The following is a 19,964-nucleotide window of genomic DNA, read 5'->3' as shown; positions in this document are numbered from 1 at the left end:
CCCGGCGGTCCGGCGCTCCTGGACGGCGGCCTCCTCGGCGGCTGCGGCCGCGAGCTCGGCGGCGACGGCGGCGCGCTCCAGCTTGTCGGCGAACGCCTGGAGGCTGTTCTGCTGGGCACGCCACTCGGCGGCCCGGAGCTCGACGTCCTGGTGCTCGGCGGCCATGCCGTACGGCCACTGCCCGGCGTTGGGCAGTACCTGCAGGAACATCTGCCACCCGCGCTCCTCGGCGAGGACGGCGGGCTCGTTCGGGTAGCGGCGCGGTTCGAGGTGGTGGACGGTCTGCCCGACCACCGCGGTGTACCGGTGGCGGGAGCGGTCGACCTCGGCGGCCCACGACCCGTCAGCGGCGCCCCACGTCCCGAACCCGGGGACCGTGCTCCTGACCTGGGAGCGGAGCATCCGGGCGATCTCGGAGTGCTGCCAGGCAGTGGCGGCCTCGACGGTCTCGAACGGCTGCCAGCTGGAGGGGAGGCTGGAGTTCCAGGTGTCGGCGTGGCAGCCCAGCACGGAGGTCCCGGCGAGGATGCCGTGCGTGCTGCTGGACACCACCTTGGTGGTCTCGCCCCGGTAGGGGAGGACGGACAGCACCGTGGCGTCGGCGACGGCGCGGGACAGCTCGGGATCGCGGCGGAACATCGGCGGGGCCTGGGTGTCCGTCACAGCGGGGTCCTCTCGGTCTCGGTGGTGGCGAACGGCCGGGGGAGGCGGAGGTGCTCGACGGCGTACCGGAGGTTGTCCGTGCCGTTCTCGGTGAACCGGAGCCAGCTCCGGCTGACCTTGCCGTCCTCGTCCTCGGCGTACGCGACCAGCACCGCAATGCCGTCCGAGCCGAGTTCGAGGGTGAACTGGGTGACGTTGCCGCTGACCTCGGTGTCGGGTACGGGCTTCATGCTGGGGCTCCTCGGATTGGGCTGGGTCCGGCCCGGTGCCGAACCCACGAATCTAGCGGCCGGCCGGGGGAGTTGGTGACGTCCTGTCAGAACTCCCCCGGTCCGGAGGGGGGCTAACGGTCCTGCTGTCCCTGGGCCAGCTGCGGAAGGCCGGCGGCGGCCACCGCCTGGAGCTGGAACGTGCGGGGGTCGAGCGCCTGGCGCTGCTCGATCGCGGCCTGCAGCGCGAGGCCGTACGCGAGGGCCTGCGCGGTGGTGTCCCGCTCGACCTGGGCGATCTGGACGTCCGCGAGGCGGTTGACCTGGGTCAACTGCAGCTCGTGGTACCGCTGCTCGGCGTGCTCGCTGGCGGCCCGCCAGTGCCGGGCGCTGACGGAGTACACCAGCACCGTGGCGACCAGCCAGACGATCGCGGCCAGCGCCCAGCTCGCGGTGTACGCCGCGACGCCCACCAAGGCGAACGCGCCGGACGCGGCGAACGCGACCGCGGTAATGACCTCGTGCCCGTTCTGCTTCGACGCCGAGATGATGCCGTGCAGCGTGCTCCCGGCCGCAAGGGCGATCATCAGCGCGGCGTCGCCGTACGACCCGGCCGCGCCCTGGGTGTGCCAGATCCGGGCGAGGATCAGCGCGGTGCTGGTGCTGAGCGCGGGGACGATCCGGCCGCCGTACCGGCTGGCGAGGTAGGCGCCCGCGCTCATGATCTGCGGGGGCTGGGCGGGGACCAGCGGGGTGATGGTCGGGCCGGGCTGCCAGCTGGTCAGGTTCTGGGTCATCGGGTCAGCTCCATCTCTCGGGTCTTGCTGGGGGGCTGGTGCGAGGGCTGCGGGGTCTCCCGCGCCCGGACTTCCTGTTCGTCGCGCTGACGCCGGACCAGCTGGTCGACGCTCGCCTGCGCGTCGTCGACGCTCGTCTGCAACTCGGCGGCGCTCGGCAGCGCGGGCGCCGGGTCGGGGGTGCGCTCGGCAGCGCGGCCGGGGCGCTCGGCGGCGGGGCTGACCCGCTCGGCGGGGCTGGCCGGCCACTCGCGCCCGTTGGGTCCGTGCACGGTCAGCTCGCCGGGGTTGCTGGTGCCGGGGGGCGGCGGTGCCAGCTCGGCCACCACCCGGCCGCGGTAGACGACCTCTCCACCGCCGGTCACCTGGAAGGCCCGGCTTCGGTGCGGGTCCTCGCTCGGCTTGACGGCGTGCTCCGGCCGGAGCGGGGTCCGGCAGATCCGCTCACCGTCGATGGCGAGGCCCTGGCCGTCCACCACGACCTGGTGGCCGTGGCGCTCGACCACCAGCCGGGGCTCGTCGGCCCACCCGTTGGGCGGGTAGCTGGTCACCACTGCCTCCGGGCGCGCAGGGTGCGGGGAGCGGTGACCAGGGCGATGACCAGCGCGGCGGTGATCCGGGCGGTGGACAGCAGCAGGGCCATCGGCCGGACCTGGAACCGGAGCACAGCGAGGGCGGCGACCGCGCCGTAGGCAACGGCGGCGGCGCGGCCGGCCTCGGTGAGGGGCAGCGGCGTGTTGGTCAGGACGGCCAGCAGGGTGATGACGGCGGCGAGCATGGCGCCCATCGCGGACACCTGGGTGCGGGGCAGCTGCGCGGCGTAGGAGGTGGTGGTCACTTCGCCACCGTCCAGACCGTCCAGCGGTCCAGCAGGAGCCAGTCCGCGGCGCCCTTCACGGCCGCCGAGCAGGCGGTGGCCCGGTCGGCGGCCTCCAGCCGGTCGGCCTGGTACGCGCTGTCGACCAGCTCGACGCGCTCGGACTCGGTGGTGCGCTGCACCTCGGTGCGGACCAGCAGGCGGGCGACGTCGCTGCCCATGGTCTTGATGTCGTCGGTGGTGCAGGTGGTGGCGAACAGGGCAATGGCAGCCCACCGCTCGATCTGGGCGGGCTCCGTCAGGCCGAGGTCGGCGAACGGGATGCGGGCGAATCGGTCCATCTGTCTCTCCGTCAGGGGGACGGTGCCGGGGCGCTCGCCCCGGCACCGGTTGGTGAGGGGCGGTCAGCGGCTCTGCGTGTCCGGCTTGGACTCCGCCGGCGGCGGGGGGCAGGGGGTCGAGCTGCCGAGGTGCTGCTGAACCGCCTGCTGGAGCTGGTGGGCGGACTGCTGCATCTGCTGGGTGCTCTGCACCGGGACGTCTCCGGCGCTCACCGGGTGCTCACCCGGGCCTCGGGGGAGTCCACGGCGGACAGCGAGCAGACGGGGCAGGTCAGGCTGGCCAGCTGGCCGTTGCGGCACACGGACACCCGGCCGGACCCCTCGCAGTGCGAGCAGGTGCTGGCGGGCCGGATGCGGCCGACGACCAGCACGCCGCGGCCGTCCTTGTGCGGGCGGGGGTTGACCACCGTGAGGTGGTGCTGACGGGTGCTGAGAGACTGGGACATGGCTGTTCCCTCCTAGCGGGATCGGTCCACGCCTGCGGAGCGCTGACACGCTCGGCTGCAGGTCGGGAGGGTCGGGGCGGGAACCCCGGCCCTCCTTCATGTCTCCAACTTTAGACCCCAAGACTCTTGAAGTTCAAGACTCTGGGGGTATGATTGTTTCGAGGTTGAGAGATGCGGACTTCCGAATCTCCGGGCCTCGTGAGTTCAAGAGTCCCGGACCTCCAGGGCCCTAGGCTCTTGGACGCACAGACCCCGGATGAGAGGAGTTCGAGATGGTCACGGTGGAGAGGGTCGAGCACCCCCCTTGGGAGGGGGAGCCGGTCATCATCGCGGTATTCGGTGGCAAGGGCGGCATCGGAAAGTCGACACTCGCCTTCCTGATCGCGTGGCTGCTCGGGCAGGTGGGACGCACCCTCCTGGTCGATGCGGACGAACTGCAGAAGGAGGGGGGCACCACGGAGCTGTACGACGGGCTGGAGGTGGACGCCGCCTTCGACCTCGCGGGCGAGGAGGACCCGGAGAAGCTGGCCGGCCTCCGCAGCATCCGCGGGTACCGGTTCATCGTCGTGGACAACGCGCCGCACCGGGACCGCAAGAAGCTCGCGGCCAGCTGCGCGGGGGACCTGATCGTGGTCCCGCTGACGCTGGACCCGCTGGAGGCCAAGGCCATCATGAACTCCCTGCGGGAGATCGTGATCCCCTCCGGCCGTCCCTACCGGGTGGTGATCTCCCGGGTGGACGCGAACCGCAAGGCCAAGGCCCGGCGGACGTACGAGAGTCTGCGGGTCGTGGGCCTGCCGGTCTTCAAGACGCAGATGCGGGAGCTGGTCGCCCACCAGGACGCCGGGCAGCTCGGAATCCCGGTGACGGAGGGCACCTACAAGGCGTGGCAGCGGCCGGCCGCCGACGCCCGGGACCTGGTGGACGAAGTGCTCGAAGCGCTCGGCCTGCCCGACCGGGTGCCCCGGCCCGCTGAACCCGCGCCCGTCCCGGGCCCGGCCAAGGCAACGTCCGCACCTCGTAGGAAAGTGACCTCCTGATGACCGCCCAACCCCCGAAGAAGAAGAAGCAGGACATCGGCGACCTGGTGAAGGCCGGCGCCCCGAAGAAGGAGGACACCACGAACACGATGACGCGGCGACGGCCGCCGCAGCTGGACAGGCAGTCCGCGGCGGAGGCCAAGCGGACCATGACGACGAAGTACGTCCAGTTGCGGACGGACCAGACGATCGACCTCGACCTGATCGCGCGGGACCTGCAGGCCGCCCGGACGCGCAAGGGCGAGCGGATCACCGCGAACACGGTGATCCGGGTCGCGGTCGACACGCTGCTGTCCCGGGGCGGGGTCCTGGTCGGCGACACGGAGGAGGAGCTGCTGGCCTCGCTGACCGGCTACCTCGACACCTTGGAGGAGACCCGGGAGCGGGTCCAGGAGCTGGAGGCCCGGATCTCGGAGCTGGAAGAGTCCCAGAGCACCTGAGCCCGGAACCCGGGGAGTCGCGGACTCCCTGACCCTTGAAGTACAAGACACCAAAACAAAACGACCTCGGCGGGGATGTGGTGATCGGCCGCCGAGGCCAACGCAGAATCGGAGCGAGACGTGCGCTACTCACAGACTACGGCCAGCAATAGGCGCTGGTCAGCAGCAGGATCGAGCCAGGTGGACAGCCTGGTGTCCGACTTGCGTCACCACGTCCAGGACGCGCCCGGCTGGGTCGTCCTCGCCGCCGGCGCGGTCGCCCTCGTCCTCGCCGCGTTGCTGTTGAAGCGGCTGCTGTTCGGGACCAAGGACAACCGCAACGGCCTGCTGTCCTTCCTCAACGAGATGGGGCCGCACGGCAAGCTGGCCATGGCCGGGGTTGCAGTGGCCCTGTACGGCCTGTGGGGCTTCGGCGAGGAGACGGCCAAGCTCCCGTTCCTGATCCGGATCTGCTTCGTGATGATGTTCGACGTCATCGAGCTGAGCCTGTTCGGCTCGCTCTACAAGCGGACGACGGTGGACGAGAACGGCAACCGGCCGGAGTGGACCAAGGGAACCCGGGTCGTCCACTACACCGCCTGGGCGATGGTCATCGCGTCTGCGCTGGCCAACGTCACCCACGCGCCCAACATCTACGCGGCGCCGTTCATGGCACTGATGCCGCTCGGCTCGGCCTGGGTGGTCGAGCTGGAGCTGCGCGAGCGGATGGCTGGCTCCGGGGACGCGGTGGAGTCGTCCACCACTGGCCCGTTCAAGCTGCTGATGGCGCTGTGGACCCGCTGGTGGGCCGACCAGTACGCCAAGCGCGGCATCGACCCGACCGGGAAGGCCAGCAGCGACCTGGTGAAGGTGGCGTCCGCGCGCCGGGCGGCCCGGCAGCTGTTCGTCCTGCGGGAGCTGCTGACGGAGGTGGCGAAGATGCCGGCGGAGAAGGCCGAGCAGGGACGGGCCCAGCGCAAGAACGCGCTGCGGCTGCTGGAGGAGCTGCAGCAGCAGCGCGACACCACCCGGGAGTCCCTGGAGCGTTCGGGGTTCTCGACCGACAACCACCAGGCGCTCGCCGTCCTGCGCGGCCTGGCCGGTTGGACCCGGCAGGACGAGATCGCCCTGGTCGACACCGCCAACGCCCCGGTGGTCAAGGAGCTGATGGAGTCGGTGGCCATCATGCCGACCGCCCGCAAGCTGGAGGCGGCCGGCTACCACGCGGAAGCGGAGGCCGCTCGGCAGGCTGCGGAGGACGCTCGGCAGGACGCCGAGCGCGCTCGGCAGGAGGCGAAGGAGGCGCTGGAGAAGGCGAAGGAGGCCACCGACGCCGCCGAGAAGGCGAAGGCGGAGGCCGCTGCCAAGGACGCCGAGTTGAAGGACGCGGCGGCCGAGACGGACCGCGCTCGGCGCGAGGCGGAGGCCGCTCGGCAGGAAGCGGAGGACGCTCGGCAGGTCGCCAAGACCGAAATGGGGCGTTTGTCCGAGGAGGAGACCACCCTGCGTAACCGGGTCTCGGAGATCAGCGAGGAGGCCCAGAAGGCAGAGGAGAAGCGCCGCCAGCTGGTGGCCGAGGGCCAGGGCGCGAGCGAGCGCAAGGCCGAGCTGGACCGCGAGATCGAGCGCCGTGGCGAGCAGCTGCAGGCCCTGGGCGAGGAGCTGGCGAAGATCAACCGCCAGCACGGGGAGGCGGCGGACCGGGAGCGCGTGGCCCGCGAGGAGGCCGACCGCCTGGAGTCCCAGCTGTCCGGTCTCCGGGGGCAGCTGGACGACCTGAACGGGCAGATCAGCGCCCGCGAGCGGGTCCGCCAGCAGGCGGAGGACGTGGCGCGGGAGGCGGGTGCCCGGGCGTCCGTCGCTCAGGCCAAGGGCGAGCGGGTCGAGCTGCAGGTGCGCGAGGCGGAGCTGGCGCTGGAGGATCTGCGGGCCACCCTCCGGGCGGAGATCCCGGCGGAGGAGCTGGAGGCGGAATCGCTCGCGGAACCGGCGTTCCCCGGCTCGGAGGCCAAGCAGCTGGCATGGGAGACGTACCTCGACGCGGTGACGAACTTCCGCGCGACGATGGACGCCAAGACGATGGCAGAGACCTACGGCGTCACTGTCGGTCGCGCCCGTGAGTGGCGGGTCCACTTCCGGGCCCGCCGTACCCGGCTGATCGCGGCGGAGGGCCTGAACGGTGCTCCGGAGGGTGCCGAGCGCACCGCCGACGCTGCCGAGCGCACCGCCTCGGGGGCCGAGCGCACCCCGGTGGAGGGGTCGCCGGCCAACGGCGGGGCGACGGCCGGGGCACTCGTCGGCGGTCAGCGCGGCGCCTACTGAGCACACCGCGGAGAAGGGGGCCCGGGGCCCGGCCGAGCGCCGGACGCCGGGCCCTTCCGTTTGCCGAGCGCGACCGGCGACCAGCCGAGCGCATGGGCGAACCAGCCGAGCGTGCCAACCGCATATGCCGAGCGCAGACACCAAAAGCGCAAGAGTCTTGAACTTCAAGAGTCCAAAAGTTATGATGATGCTTCGCCGTGAAACTCCCCCCTTCATGTCACAAGGGGGGCGTACCGTGATCGCTCCGGTCATCGGTACACATGCGAACGCCCCCCGGGCAGCGCTTACACCGTTGCCGGGGGGCTCCGAGACCGAGGGAGAACGCGCTCCGATGATGTCCCGTCACGAACACCCTACCGAGCAGACCGACACCGACCCCTCCGCCCCGGAGTACGACGACGGGTGCTGCGACGGCAAGCGCACGGCGCTGGTCGCGCTGTCCACGGCGGGGGCGCTGCCCCTGCTGGTCGGGGCCGCCAGCCCGGCGCCGACCGCGCCGGCCTCGCCCGGCACGCAGGTCCCCACGCCGAACATGGGCGACGGCGTGGACCTCCTGACCAACATCGTGGCCAACCTGCCGGGCCACTGGCTCACCGTGGCGGGCGTCACGGTGGCCGGGCTCGGGCTCGGGTACATGCACCTCAAGGAGCAGGTGGGAGCGGGCAAGGCCCGTGCCCTCCCGCTGCCCAAGGGGACCGGGTTCGCCAGCAAGGGCGAGGTGAACATGGCGCTGGGCGAGCGGCAGCTGCTGAACCGCGTGAGTGAGCTGCGGCCCTCGCTGGTGCCCACCCGCCGCTCGGCCACCGCGCTGGACCTGGGCGCACAGCTCGGCACGGACATGATCTGGAAGCAGGGCCTGTACATCGCCTGCGAGGACGCCGTTTTGATCTTCGCTCCGCCCCGCTCCGGCAAAAGTGCCTGGATGGGCGGGCAGATCATCGACGCGGCCGGCGCCGCCGTCGTCACCTCGACCCGCTCCGACCTGTACCGGCTCACCCACCGGCTGCGGAAGCGCGACGGACGCCCGGTGTTCGTCTTCAACACCGATCTGGAGGGCGTCCCCAACACGATCCGGTGGAACCCGGTCCGCGGCTGCCGCAACCCCGAAACCGCCATCGACCGGGCCGGATACCTGCTGGCGGGCGGCTCGTCGGGCGAGGCGCTGACCAATGAGACCTTCTGGGACTCGCACTCCTTCACCGTGCTGCGGGCGCTGATGATGGCGGCCGACTTCATGGGCGGCACGCTGATGGACGTCGCGCGGTGGGTCGCCGACCCGGACAACCAGGAGCCGCTGCGGGTCCTGGAGTCCAACGCGGCACTGGTCCCCGAGGGCTGGACGCAGACCCTCAAGCAGGAAATGGAGGCCCCGGACAAGACCGCCGCCGGCGTCTACATGTCGCTGGCGCCCACCCTGCAGTTCCTGTCGGTGCCGAGCATCGCGCAGATCGTCCAGCCGCAGCCGGGGGAGCCGGAGTTCACGGCCTACGAGCTGCTGGCCCGTCAGGGCACCCTGTACCTGATGGGAGAGGACCGGGACCGCGGCAGCATCGCGCCGCTGTACGCCTGCCTCGTCGCGGACGTCTACAAGGAGGCCAAGCGCTGGGCGAAGACTGCGGGAGCCCGTATCGACCCGTACGTCCGTTTCGTTTTGGATGAGGCGGCGATCATCTGCCCGCTGCCGCTGAACAAGTGGACGTCCGACGCGGGCGGCTGGAACATCCAGCTGCAGATCAGCGTGCAGTCGTACTCGCAGCTGGAGGAGCGCTGGGGGGTCAACGGGGCCCGGACGATCTACAACAACTGCAACAAATTCGCCCTGGGCGGGCTGGCCAACCCGGACGACCTGGAGCGGCTGTCCGTGCTGGTCGGCGACGCGGACCAGACCGTGGTGTCCGTCAGCAAGGACAAGGACGGCAAGCCCACGGAGTCGCACAGCCTGCGGCGCATCCGGGTCATGCCGCCCAAGGAAGTCCGGGAGATGAAGGTCACTCAGGGCCTGTACATCCACCGAGCCGTTCCCCCGATCCGGGTCCAGTACGTCCCCACCTGGAAGCGCAAGGACGTGAAGCTGGAGCTCAAGCTGCAGAAGCAGGAGGAGAGGCTGGCCAGGCGCGAGCAGAAGCGGCTGGCCAAGCTGCCCGTGCAGCTGGACAAGCACCAGCCGGTCACCGTGCCCGCAGCCCCCGTCACCGTGCCCGCAGCCCCCGTCACCGTCCCGGCCTGGCAGCAGCCGGCTGCCCCGGCCGCCAGCGTCCCGGTCCCGCCGATGCCGAACCTCGCCCCGCCCCGCCCCACGGTCCCGCCCGCCATCCCGGCCCCGGCGGAAGCGCCGGCGGAGCAGGAGACCATGCCTCGGGCCTCGGGCGACGGCCTCCTGTGGTAGTCCCGAGCACCACCACCCACCCCCGAGCAGCAGAAAGGACAACGCGGTGAGCACGGAAGATCACAAGCTCAGGCCCACGGGGATGACCAACGCGGCCGAGAACCGCCTGAGCACGATGATCAGCCTGGTCAACAAGACAGCTCAGGAAGCGGAGTCACACGCCCAGAAGGTGGACGCGCGGCTGAGGACCATCGAGGAGATGGACCTGCCGGGCAAGGTCGTGGAGATGTCCCGCATCCTGAGCGGCCTTGCCCAGAAGGAGGGTTCGGCCGCCCTCCTGTGGAACTGGCCCGCGATGAACGCCGAGCAGACGTACAACGCCCTGCAGCACCTGGTCGACTGGCGCGAGACGATCCTGCGGCGCTTCTTCCCCCGGGACTACTACGCCGTGGTGGAGCCCTGCTGGCTGAGCCACCCGGACGTCCTGCACCTGATGGGCGCGCTGTGCGGCATGTGGCACTGGGCCCACACGGAGGCGGACCGGTCGGTGCTGCGGCAGTCCGAATGGCTGGTCCGCTGGAAGCCCATGCTGGTCAAGGACATCGAGCAGGCGCTGGAGCCGTGCCGGGCCGAGCAGCAGCACGTCGCCCGGCGCGACCCGGTGCGGCCGATCGACCGCGAAGCCGAGCAGCAGACCATCGCCAACCACGCACAGGCGATGCAGGCCCGGGAGGACCAGGCGGCGGCCGAACTCGCGGCCGCCAAGACGGCCAGCGCGGGCACCACCGGCTGACACCGGACCACGAAAGGGGCGCGGGACCATCACGGTCCCGCGCCCCTTCGGCGTTCCTACGGCCCTACGCTGCAGCGATCGGCCGGTCCCGGGTGGAGATGTGCGACCACTCCAGCGCCCGCAGCACGCCGCCGGCGTACCACTCGGTGCACTCCTCCCGCCACGCGCGGCCGAACACGCGGTCCTCGGCGTGGGTCTGCTCTCGGCCGATCTGCCGGGTGGCCGGCAGCGGGGAGTCCAGCACCTCGGCGCTGATCGGGGCCAGCTGGCGCTCGCCCAGCAGCCACAGCACCGCGTCCAGCACGCCGCTCATCCCCTCGCCGCGGTGTCGGGGGTCCAGCCACATCACTCTGTAGGTCTCCTCCCGGGCCTCCAGCTCGGCGCGGGCGTCGTCCCGCAGCTGTTCCAGCTCGGCCCGGGATCGGATCACCACCTCCGGCACCCCGGTGGGCAGCGGCGCCGGCGGCGGGGCGGTCGGCCTCGGCGGCACCTGGTGCCCGGCCGGCGGACTGTACGGCGGCACCGGGGGCGGTACCGGGACGTGGACACGGGCAGCAGCACTCAGGCCGGGGACGGGGCCCTGCCCCGCGCTGCCCCCCGGCTGCCAGGCGTATCTCTCCATGGCTTGACGGTAGCCCGCGGGTCGTCCGCCCGGACAGTGCCCGGGCGGACAGGTCACCCGTTGATCTGGATCTGCGGGATCTCGATGGCCTGTACCGCCTGCACGGCGGCGGCGGCGACCGGCGCGGCCTCGCGCGCCGCCTGGGCGGCCTCACGGGAGGCCACAACCTCGTTCATCGCGGCCTGAGCCTCGGCGAGGGCGGCGTCCTGCTGGGCAGCGCGGCCGTCCAGGATTCCGCGGGCCTCGCGGGCGCTCTGCAGAGCGTCGTACAGCCCTTCGCCGTGCAGCACGGGCTCCGGCTCCGGCGCGGCCTTCTCCGGGGCGCTGAGGGGCCGTGCAGGCGTCTGCGGGGCCGAACCGAGCACCATCTCCTCGGTGTACTGCTGCATCGCGGCGGACTGCACCAGCTTGCCGTCCATGTACTGGGCCGGGGCGGTGGGAAGCTCGCCGGGCTCGGCGACGTCCTGGTGCTCGAACTCCGGCTCCGGCTCCGGCGGCAGCTCGGCCTCGGCCTCGGCGGCGGGGACGTCCTCGCGGGCCTCGTACGCGACCTCGGCGACGTCCTGGTGCTCGGGCTCGAACTCCGGCTCCGGCACCTCCTCCAGCTCCGGCTCGGCCATGTCCCACTCGGCCTCCGCGAACACCTCGGCGTCGGCCGGCTCCGGCTGCACCTCCTGCTCGGCGGCGGCGAACTCCTCCATGTCCAGCTCGGGCTCGACGGCCTGGCGCAGGTCGAGCTGGCGGCGGGCCTCCTGGGCGCGCTCGCGGGTCTCCTCCGTGTGCTCGTGCCACTGGCCGCGGACCTGGTGGATCTCCTCCAGCGAGTCGGTGCGCGACCGCAGTTCGGCCAGCTCGGCGGCCGCAGCCTCCGCCTCGGCCTGCAGCCGCTCGCGGGTGGCGTCGTCGGGGGCCTCCAGCATGCTGATCTGCCGCTGAGCCTCCTCCCGCTCCAGCTTCTGGATCGCCTCGTACGTGGCCTGCATCTGCGGGGCGACGTAGACCGGGGCCCATGCCTCCTCCCGCTCGTAGTGGTCGACCAGCTCGCGCAGCTGGGCATTGGTCGCCCCGACCAGCTCGCGCCGCTCCTCGGGCTCGCCGAGCGCACGGAACGCGCGGTCCCAGTCCTGCTGGAAGTCGACCGCGCCACGGGCCGGACGGGGGCCGATCGCGGCCACCTCGTTGTCCCACCCGTGCGCCTCCCTGTACGCGGCGACGGTGCCCGCCCGCTCGACCCACTCCGCGCGGCGCTCGGCCTGGTCAGCCGGGGGAACCTCGCCCAGCGAGCGGGCCGCCCACTGTGGCAGCTCCTCGGCGTCGGCCAGCTCCTGGCCCAACATCAGGCGGCGGCCGTCCATGAACTCGGCGACGGCCCGCGCGGTGTCGCCCTTCTCTCCCGGGATCTCCGCGACCCGGGTCTGCCAGCGCGACCGCTCCTCGGCCTCGTCCCGGCGCTGGTCGGCCAGCTCCGTACGGCGCTGGACCTCGACCCCGGCGTGCAGGGACATCACCGACAGGTTGGTCTGGGTGAGCTGGTCCAGCCACGCGGACTCCACCGCATCCCACGGGCTCGGGGCGTCGTCCCGGGTCACGGCCACCTCGACCCACTCGGTCCCGTTGAACATCATCGGGCGGGTGACGTCCTGGCCGAACGCGGGCAGCTGCTGGGCCTCCTCCAGCCCCTTCGGGGCGGGCGGGGCGATCAGCCAGGCATCCGGCTCGACCTCGGCGCCGTCCACGACCAGCGGCTGCGACACCCACCGCTCGGCGTCGTGGTCCCACGTCATCACCTGCTGAGGTTCCGCCGGCGCCAGCTCCTCGCCGGTCGCGGGGTCGACCTCGAACACGCGGTGCCGACCGGTGGCCTCGTCCCACTCGGCGCTGTAGACCGGGGCGGCGGCCGCGGCGGGCTCCTCCTCGCGCGGCACCCACACCCCGGCGGCCTGGTCGTAGACCATGCTCAGCTCGGGGCGCTCGGCTACGACCGGCGCCGCCTGGGCGGCCGCGACCAGCTCGGGCACGGCCTGCTCCTGGGCGCGGACGGTGGCGCGGACGTCGCGCTCGTCGGCCCGGACCAGGGCCCGGTCAGCGGCCTCGATGTGCTGTTCCAGCCGGGAGTGCAGCACCCGGGCGACGTGCCGGGCGTCGCTGAGGTCGCCCTCCAGCGACTGCAGCAGCAGCGCCTCCGGGTCGTGGCCGGCGGCCTCCGCCGCGCGCGCCAGCCGCACCAGCGGGCCGTACGCCGGGTCTTCGGCGATCTGCCGGTACTTCTCGACACCGAGGGTGTCGTGGATCAGGCGGCCGAACCGCTCCTCCGCGTGCCCGGTCTGCAGGTCGTCCAGGACGAAGTTCCAGCGGACCAGCGACACGGACTGCTGCAGGTTCTCGCGGATGACGGCGGTGGCGGCCTTCTCGGCGCCGGAGGTCTCCATTGCCTGCGCGAGCACCGAGAGCTTGTCGACCTCCACCGGCTCCGCCCCGTCCAGCTCCGACGCCTTCTGCTCGGCCACGACGTACGCCCAGTTGCCGTCCTTGCCGCGGGTGAGCGCGACGTACAGCGACTCGCGGGTGTCTCCGCCCTCGGTGAGCACGCGGCAGCGGTCCACGGTTCGGCCCTGGCTGCTGTGCACGGTGCCCGCGTACGCGAGGTCGACGTGCTCGCGGACGTAGGCGGACGGGATCTCCATCAGCTCGCCGTCGTCGTACCGGACGGTGATGTCGCCGGTCTCCAGGTCCCTGGCGATGACCTCCACCACGTCGCGGTTCACCGCGAACCGGTCGCCGCTCTGGCTCTTGATCTCGCGGTTGATCTCGCGGAGCTGGATCTGGTCCCCGATGCCGATGGTGATGCCGCGAAGCTCCAGCGTGATGCCGCCGGCCTCGACCTGGCCGAGCCGCACCAGGTCGGCCCGCGCCATCGCGGACAGCTGGTCGGCCTGGTCCTGGGACACGGCGATCAGCAGGCTGTTGTGCCCGGCGATGGTGTCGGCGAGCCAGTCCTGGTAGGCGGCGTTCATCATGTCGTCGCGGCTACCGCCGTTGAGCCGACCGTGCTCCTCGTAGGCGGTCAGTACCTCGGTGTCGCCCCCGCGCAGCCGCAGGCTGGCCTCACGTTCCCACTCGGCGTTGAAGCGGCGGACCTCCTCCAGCTCGTAGACCTGGACCCCGGCCTGGATGGACAGCTCGGCGAGCATGCCGCCCGCGCCGACGGCGGTCAGCTGGGCGTAGTCACCCGCGTAGATCAGTTTCGCCCCGGCCTCGCGGACCAGGCGGCGAACCTCGTCCATCTCAGCGGTCTCCGACATGCCCGCCTCGTCCAGCATGACCAGCTGGCCGGGCCGCAGACGGTGCTTCTCCAGCTCCTCGGAGGTCCGGCCCTCGGCCAGCGCCTTGTTGCTGTTCAGGAACATGGCGAGGTTGCTGACGTGCTCGACGCCCTCGCCGGACAGCACCCGGGCGGCCCGCTCCGAGGTGGTCAGGCCGATGACGGCCCGGCCGGTGTCCCGCCAAGCGTCGTGGATCGACGCGGCCAAGTACGACTTGCCCGAACCGGCGGGGCCGATCAGCACGTCCGCCTGGCGGCCGCCGCCGAGAATCCCCCGGAACGCGGCCTCCTGGCCGGCGTTGAGTCCGCGACCGGCCAGCGCCCGCTCGATCTGCTCGTCCGTCAGCGCGGGGCCGCCGACCTGCTGGGCGTCGGCCAGCAGCCGCTCCTCGCGGTCCAGGTGCCCGCGGGTGGCGTACTCGCCGTGGCCCGGCACCTGGTAGATCGGCGTGCCGTCCCCAAGCTGCAGCGAACGCGGCATCGGGATGACCTCGGGCGCGGCCAGCGACACCAGCCCGGCCTCGGTGGGGTCGGCCAGCGCGGTGTCCGTCAGCTCGTTGACCAGGTTCACCACCTGCTCGACGTCCAGTCCGCCAAGGCAATCCGGCAGCTGGCGGATGATCTCCACCTGCAGGTGGGAGCGGCGCCACGTCGACCGCTCGGACTGCACGGTCTCCACCGCGCGGCGTACGACGTCGGCCGGGTCGAACGCCTCCGGCATCGTCCCGCGCTCGGCGCTCGCGGTGGCGACGGCCTCCGGCACGTCCGCGAGGGAGGTCCGCAGGTTGTCCTTCGCCGCGGCCTCCCATCGCTCCAGCAGCACCTCGCGCGGTACCTCGTCGTGGTCCTTCTGCTTGCGCTCCTTGAGCGTGACGAACTGGGCCATCTTCGCCAGCGTGTGGGCCTTCGGGGCGACGCCGTGCTTGGCCTCGTAGGCGTCCGCCAGCTCCTTGACGCCAGCCGTCACCACGCGGCGGCGGGAGGAGAACTGGTCCCGCAGCTGCTGGTCGATTCCGACGATCTCGCGGGCCTTGCCGTCCGGGCGCATCTCGAAGCGCACGCCCAGTCGGCGGGTCAGCGACTCCTCCGCGACCCGCTCGAAAAGGTGGCCCGCAGCCTTCGCCTCACGCAAGATCAGCTTGCCGTCCAGGGCGCCCCACTTCACGACCTCTTCGCCGGTCACCGGGTCCACCGAGCGGTAGGCGACGCGGTTCATGATGGCGGTGTGGATGTGCAGCTGCGGGTCCTCGTCGCGGCTCAGGTGCTGGCGAAACTGGGCGGCGGTGAACTCGTGCGCGTCGACCCGCTTGCCCACCGACTCCTCGCCGCGCTTGCTGGCGAACCGGCCTTCCCGGGAGTACCCGGCCTCGGCCTCCATGTGGGCCAGGCCGGCGGCCGCACCCTCCTTCAACGCCTCCCACACCTGGTCCGCCTGAGCGGCGAAAGCGTCGGCCCGCTCGTCGTCTCCGGCAAGCCGAGCATCGACTGCGGCGACCTGCAGCGAGGCGTGCAGAATCGACCAGCTCTTGGGCGCGGAGAAGGTGACGTCCACGTAGGTGTTGGACTGGGTGGCGTTACGCCGCACACCCATCTCGGCGGCCTTCTGCTGCTCGGGCGTCGCGCCCGGGCCCAGCTTCTCGATGGCCTCCTCGACCTTACGCTCCGTGCTCTTGGAGTAGTCGCGCAGAGCCGACCCCAGCCGGTACTCGGCCAGCGTCTCCTTGCGGATTCCGGCCTTCGCCGCAGCGTAGGCATCGGTTCCGCGCTTGACCTCGGGGTGCTCTGCCTGCCAGGCGGCCCACCGCTCGGCGGTCACGCTGTGCAACTCTTCGATCTTCCGGGGGTCGACAAGATGTGTGTACATCTCGCGGAAAACCTCGGGGTCAACCTCACCCGTGAGACCGAACGTCTCGATCCCCTTGCCGACCCACACGCCGGGCGGCTCGCCCTGCTGGTCAATAGCCTGCAGGTAGTAGTTCTCCCGGTTCGCACCGACGGAGGACAGCAGGTAGTCCGGGCTCGACCCGAAACTCACCGTAGCTGTCACAACGATCACAGTACGGTCCATCGGATTTCAATGCAAGGGTGTGTTGAAGAACTAGGAGGGGGCACAGAACAGCAGACAGCAACCATCAGCAGACGAGAGGTAAGGGACGGAAGATCAACAAGGAGAGGCAGACCAAGATCGGGAGAGGCAGCACGGCGGACGGGCCGGAGAGGGGAAGAGAACCACACGTCAACAACCAATCATGTACGCGACAGCAACAGGGCGCCTGCGGCAACCCTGGGTTGACAGCACCCCGCAAGGGCGCGAGCACAATCACAGCCGGGGGCCGGTCGGGGCGGCGGCGCCGGGCCACTGTTACAAAAGGTCACTAGCCACCCTCGGGCCCGCCTTGACGGTTCCCACCGTGAGCACGCTGTGAACCGCTCACCCTCGCCCACCGCCTCGGTGCCGCACCAACCCACCTGCAGGACACCCGCCGGAGGCCGCGCCGACCGGCGCCGCCTCACCCACCGCAACCACCCGCGCAGGAGCGCGGGCGGCCGGCCACCCGCTGCGCCCAGCGTGCGCACGCTGTGAACCGCCCGGCTCGACGGCGGCCCGCCACCCACCGACGCGGGCCTGCCCACCCCGACCAGCCCACCGTGCACACGCTAAGACGCGCCCTCGACGGCACCCCGCCGGCCACCCGCTGCGCCCAGCGTGCGCACGCTGTGAACCGCCCACAGACCCCCACCATGCACACGCTGAAATGAGGGCGCCCCGCCCCGCGCTCGGCGCGCGGAACGGGGCGGGGCTGTCCACCGTGTACACGGTGCGTCTAGGGCTGGTCCTCCGGCATCGGCTCCTCGCCGTCCGGCTCCTCACCGGCCCACTCGGACCCGGCCGCGGCGACGTCGGCCGGCGCTTCGGTGGGGGTCTCCTCGGCGACGGGCAGCGGGTCGTCGTCGTAGGCGTCGAACGCCTCGGCGGCTTCGTCGGTCTCCGGCTGGAACTCCGACCCGCACCACTTGCAGGCGATCCCGCCCTGCCGGTCCCCCTTGCCGTACGCCTTGGGCGTGACCTGGAGCCGCCGCGGCTCGGGGAGGCACTTGCAGACCACCGCGTACCGCTTCCCCCCGGACTTGATCTTCTTGGGCTCGTCGGACTCCTCCTCCCCCTCCCCCTCGGCCTGGTCCTCGGCCTGGTCCCCGTCGCCGGGGACGACCGGCAGCCGGGCCTCCTCCAGCCTCCGGATCGCGGCGCGGTAGGAGGCGGCGGTGGCGTCCTTGATCGGGGCGTCACTGAACCCGATGGTCTGGGCGGCCCGCTCCGGCGGCTGCAACCCGACCTCGACCGCGAGGGCGGCGAACTTCTTGTTGTGCCAGCGGAGGCCGTCGCTCGAACGATCCACGATTCCGCGGGTGGCGGCGAGGCCGTGGGCAGCCGAGTGCAGCAGTGCCTCCAGCACGGCCTGCCCGCCGCGCTCCAGCAGCTCGGCCGCCACGAACAGCTCGGGCACCTTCCCGTCCTCGGCCCGCCAGCGGTCGGGGGTGAGATGCCCCCAGTGCTGGTAGGCCGCCCGCTTCGCCTTGGTCGGCTTGGCCGGCAGCGCGGCGCCGGTGATGACCACCGCGTCCGGGACTCCGGGGTGGCGGGCCTGGATGGTGGACCACATGGTCTCCAGCGCGCTGATGATGCGGGCGCCCTCGCGCCCTCGTGCGGTTGCCATGCCCCGATCCTACCTTTCCAGCGTGTACACGGTGTGATTCTTCTCCGGAACGACCGGGCCCGGTTCGTAACAGTGCCCCCTCGCCGGGTGCTCTGAACAGGAGCGATACCCACACCCCCGCGCCCGGCTCGGGCGGCACTGTTACAAGTGGGGCGGGGTCAGTACCCGGCGGCGACCAGTGCGCCGGCGGCGTTCTCGGCGGCCACTGTGGTGTCCAGCTCGTCCTCGTCGCCGAGCTCGTCCAGCAGCGAGTCCAGCGCCTGCTCGATCACCTCGGCGTACGCCTGGGTGCGGTCGGCGTCCCGGCCGGACTCCACCACCGCCTTGTCCAAGTCGCGGTGCTGCAGCACGACCTCGAACTGCGCGGCGGTCAACGCGGTCCCCAGCATCTCGGCCGTAGCGGCTGCACGGTGGCGGCCGCCGGCGCATCCGACCGCGATCCGGAACACGTTGTCCTCGGCGCCCGGGCCCATCGCGTACGACTGCGTCATGGTGATGGCGGCGGCCACCACCTGCAGGATGCCCGGGGTACGGCGGACGGCGTCGCGCACCTCCTGGTCCCGCGCGGTCATGTACCGAAGCGCCGGGTTCACGTGCGGGTCGCGGAAGTGCCGACGGAGGTCCAGGGTCAACTCGGCTTCCGGCGTCGAGCCGTGCAGGTAACCGAAGCTGGTGATCTCGACTCGCATGGTGGGTCCTCCCCTTGTCGGTCGGTCCAGACTGTCCGGGCCGTGGGGCGGCACGGGCTCGGTTCCCGTGCCGCCCAACGGTGCGTCAGGCTGCTACAACAGCTCGTCCGAGAACAGCTCGTCCTGCCACGCGCCGCCCGGCTGGCCCGCCATGATCGCCTTCTGGATCGCGGCTTCGACGTCCTCCGGCGCCGCGGCCTTGATGGCGTCCCGGATCGCCCTCGCCCGCCCGGCCGGGCCGCGGGTGTCGGCGAGCGCGTGCCCGGCGATTCTCGACCGGCTCACGTAGTCGAGCACGTTGTCCTGGCGCGTCCCGGACAGCCAGTGGGCGGGGTTCTGGCAGCTGGGGGAATCGCACTTGTGCCTGATCACGACGGTGGAGATCAGCACCTCCAGCCCGAACTCGATGCCGTACCCGTACTCGTGGGCGCTCACCACCTCGGAGTCAGGGCTGCGGCCGGCGCGGAGCTTGCCGTGCCCGCTGCTGCTGATCGCGCCTGTCCAGTACCAGCACTGTGTGGGCCCGCGCCGGAACGTCCGCTCCGCGTAGCGCTCCCGGGTGGGGCCGTGCTCGATCAGCACGGCCCACGGGATCTCCGCCCGGCTCCTGCTGGGGCTCACGCCTCTTCCGTGCAGACGCACGGCTCGGTCAGCACCCGCTGCCCGGTCTCGTCCTTCTTCGTCAGGGGGCCGTTTCCGGGGCGCCCGCTCCCGCCGCACTGGGTGCAGGAGGCGTCGGCCCCCGGGTCCAGCCCCCACTCCTGGCCGCACGTCCGGCACCGGGCACAGTCCGCGTAGTCGTCGTGGGTGGTCGGGATGGGCTGCCCGAACTCCTCGACGTCGACCGATCCGCAGTGCGGGCAGGTGATGCTGTACTGCCGGTGCCCGGCGACCAGCTGGGGCCGGCCGCGCTCGCACGACCCGCAGACGCGGCTGTCGATGGGGTTGGTGGTCTCGCACACCACGCACCGCCAGTTCACCCCGTCGGCGTGGCCGGGCAGCAGCTCCACCGCAGGCTGCTGGTCGTAGCGGTTGGCGAGGCGGTGACCGCAGCTGTCGCAGCTCCACCAGCCGAGCCGCTGGGCCTGGTCCTCGGGCAGGTCAGGGCTCTGCCACCAGCGCATCCGCTCACCGCAGTTGGTGCAGTCGGTGCTCTCGTCGGCGCGGCCGCCGCCGTGGCAGTGCGCGCAGATGCCCGCGCGGTCCGGGTGGGCCTGCTCGAAGTTGAACCGCATCCGGTCCACCGCCTGGGCGACGGCGGCGGACTCCTCCTGCCGCAGCTCGACCGACGTCTGCTGCCCGATCCCGCCGCTGACGGTCACGGTCAGGCTCCCGCCCTCGTCGCTGCCCATCGGGAAGTCGTCCACCAGCCGCTGCAGCGCGCCGATCAGCTGTTCCATGTCCGTGAAGTCGTGCCTGGTCATGCCTGTTCCTCCTGATAG

Annotated in this window: 19 protein-coding genes; 5 read left to right on the top strand and 14 right to left on the bottom strand. The window is 71.8% G+C overall.

Annotation, left to right across the window (positions count from 1 at the left end; translation table 11 throughout):
* The 8 genes from ADK60_RS40280 to ADK60_RS40250 all read right to left on the bottom strand — a co-directional run.
* Positions 1-663 (bottom strand): hypothetical protein (locus ADK60_RS40280; RefSeq protein ID WP_053651988.1); only part of this gene is annotated, 663 nt, incomplete at its 3' end.
* A complete protein-coding gene (locus ADK60_RS40275; protein WP_053651985.1) occupies positions 660-893 on the bottom strand; it encodes a hypothetical protein in 234 nt (77 codons plus the stop codon). The genes ADK60_RS40275 and ADK60_RS40280, both read right to left, overlap by 4 nt.
* Positions 894-1,006: 113 nt before the next feature.
* Positions 1,007-1,669, bottom strand: a complete 663-nt coding sequence (locus ADK60_RS40270) for a hypothetical protein (protein ID WP_053651983.1) — start codon at positions 1,667-1,669, stop codon at positions 1,007-1,009.
* Positions 1,666-2,220 carry a hypothetical protein gene (locus tag ADK60_RS40265; protein WP_053651981.1) on the bottom strand — a complete coding sequence of 185 codons (555 nt, stop codon included), beginning with the start codon at positions 2,218-2,220 and terminating at the stop codon, positions 1,666-1,668. Before ADK60_RS40265 ends, ADK60_RS40270 begins: the two co-directional genes overlap by 4 nt.
* Positions 2,217-2,507, bottom strand: a complete 291-nt coding sequence (locus ADK60_RS40260) for a hypothetical protein (protein ID WP_053651979.1) — start codon at positions 2,505-2,507, stop codon at positions 2,217-2,219. Before ADK60_RS40260 ends, ADK60_RS40265 begins: the two co-directional genes overlap by 4 nt.
* Positions 2,504-2,827: a hypothetical protein gene (locus ADK60_RS40255; RefSeq protein WP_053651977.1), complete on the bottom strand. Its 324-nt coding sequence runs from the start codon at positions 2,825-2,827 to the stop codon at positions 2,504-2,506. The genes ADK60_RS40260 and ADK60_RS40255 overlap by 4 nt, the downstream gene beginning before the upstream one ends.
* 63 nt (positions 2,828-2,890) lie before the next feature.
* The gene (locus tag ADK60_RS45515) at positions 2,891-3,040 is read right to left on the bottom strand and encodes a hypothetical protein (protein ID WP_159400785.1); all 150 of its coding nucleotides are present in this window, start codon (positions 3,038-3,040) and stop codon (positions 2,891-2,893) included.
* Complete coding sequence (locus tag ADK60_RS40250) at positions 3,037-3,273, bottom strand: hypothetical protein (protein WP_053651975.1); 237 nt, start codon at positions 3,271-3,273, stop codon at positions 3,037-3,039. The genes ADK60_RS45515 and ADK60_RS40250 overlap by 4 nt, the downstream gene beginning before the upstream one ends.
* Before the next feature lie 272 nt (positions 3,274-3,545).
* Between ADK60_RS40250 and ADK60_RS40245 the strand changes: the two genes are divergently transcribed.
* The 5 genes from ADK60_RS40245 (at position 3,546) to ADK60_RS40225 (ending at position 10,173) form a co-directional block, all read left to right on the top strand.
* On the top strand, positions 3,546-4,313 hold the full coding sequence (locus ADK60_RS40245; RefSeq protein WP_053651973.1) for a ParA family protein: 768 nt from the start codon (positions 3,546-3,548) through the stop codon (positions 4,311-4,313).
* Complete coding sequence (locus ADK60_RS40240) at positions 4,313-4,753, top strand: hypothetical protein (protein ID WP_053651971.1); 441 nt, start codon at positions 4,313-4,315, stop codon at positions 4,751-4,753. Before ADK60_RS40245 ends, ADK60_RS40240 begins: the two co-directional genes overlap by 1 nt.
* Before the next feature lie 192 nt (positions 4,754-4,945).
* A complete protein-coding gene (locus tag ADK60_RS40235; RefSeq protein ID WP_159400784.1) occupies positions 4,946-7,054 on the top strand; it encodes a coiled-coil domain-containing protein in 2,109 nt (702 codons plus the stop codon).
* Between the two features lie 331 nt (positions 7,055-7,385).
* Positions 7,386-9,440 (top strand): type IV secretory system conjugative DNA transfer family protein, encoded by a 2,055-nt coding sequence (locus ADK60_RS40230; protein WP_053651966.1) that lies wholly within the window; start codon positions 7,386-7,388, stop codon positions 9,438-9,440.
* 46 nt (positions 9,441-9,486) lie between these two features.
* Complete coding sequence (locus ADK60_RS40225; RefSeq protein ID WP_159400783.1) at positions 9,487-10,173, top strand: hypothetical protein; 687 nt, start codon at positions 9,487-9,489, stop codon at positions 10,171-10,173.
* 64 nt (positions 10,174-10,237) lie between these two features.
* Here ADK60_RS40225 and ADK60_RS40220 read toward each other — a convergent pair whose 3' ends face one another.
* From ADK60_RS40220 to ADK60_RS40195, 6 genes are all read right to left on the bottom strand, one after another.
* Positions 10,238-10,795: a hypothetical protein gene (locus ADK60_RS40220; RefSeq protein WP_159400782.1), complete on the bottom strand. Its 558-nt coding sequence runs from the start codon at positions 10,793-10,795 to the stop codon at positions 10,238-10,240.
* A 53-nt stretch (positions 10,796-10,848) separates the two neighbouring features.
* Positions 10,849-16,164, bottom strand: a complete 5,316-nt coding sequence (gene mobF / locus ADK60_RS40215; RefSeq protein WP_159400781.1) for a MobF family relaxase — start codon at positions 16,162-16,164, stop codon at positions 10,849-10,851.
* Positions 16,165-16,942: 778 nt separating this feature from the next.
* A complete protein-coding gene (locus ADK60_RS45510) occupies positions 16,943-17,833 on the bottom strand; it encodes a hypothetical protein (protein ID WP_053651958.1) in 891 nt (296 codons plus the stop codon).
* A gap of 158 nt (positions 17,834-17,991) precedes the next feature.
* On the bottom strand, positions 17,992-18,522 hold the full coding sequence (locus tag ADK60_RS40205) for a RapZ C-terminal domain-containing protein (RefSeq protein WP_063783419.1): 531 nt from the start codon (positions 18,520-18,522) through the stop codon (positions 17,992-17,994).
* A gap of 93 nt (positions 18,523-18,615) precedes the next feature.
* A complete protein-coding gene (locus tag ADK60_RS40200; RefSeq protein WP_107094844.1) occupies positions 18,616-19,143 on the bottom strand; it encodes an HNH endonuclease in 528 nt (175 codons plus the stop codon).
* Positions 19,140-19,946 (bottom strand): hypothetical protein, encoded by an 807-nt coding sequence (locus tag ADK60_RS40195; protein WP_053651956.1) that lies wholly within the window; start codon positions 19,944-19,946, stop codon positions 19,140-19,142. Before ADK60_RS40195 ends, ADK60_RS40200 begins: the two co-directional genes overlap by 4 nt.
* Between the last annotated feature and the right edge of the window lie 18 nt (positions 19,947-19,964).

Origin of the sequence: Streptomyces sp. XY431, from assembly GCF_001279805.1 — a bacterium.
Classification (GTDB): Bacteria; Actinomycetota; Actinomycetes; order Streptomycetales; family Streptomycetaceae; genus Kitasatospora; species Kitasatospora purpeofusca.
The sequence above is the reverse complement of the archived record's forward strand: the minus strand, read 5'-3'. Positions and strand labels throughout refer to the sequence as shown.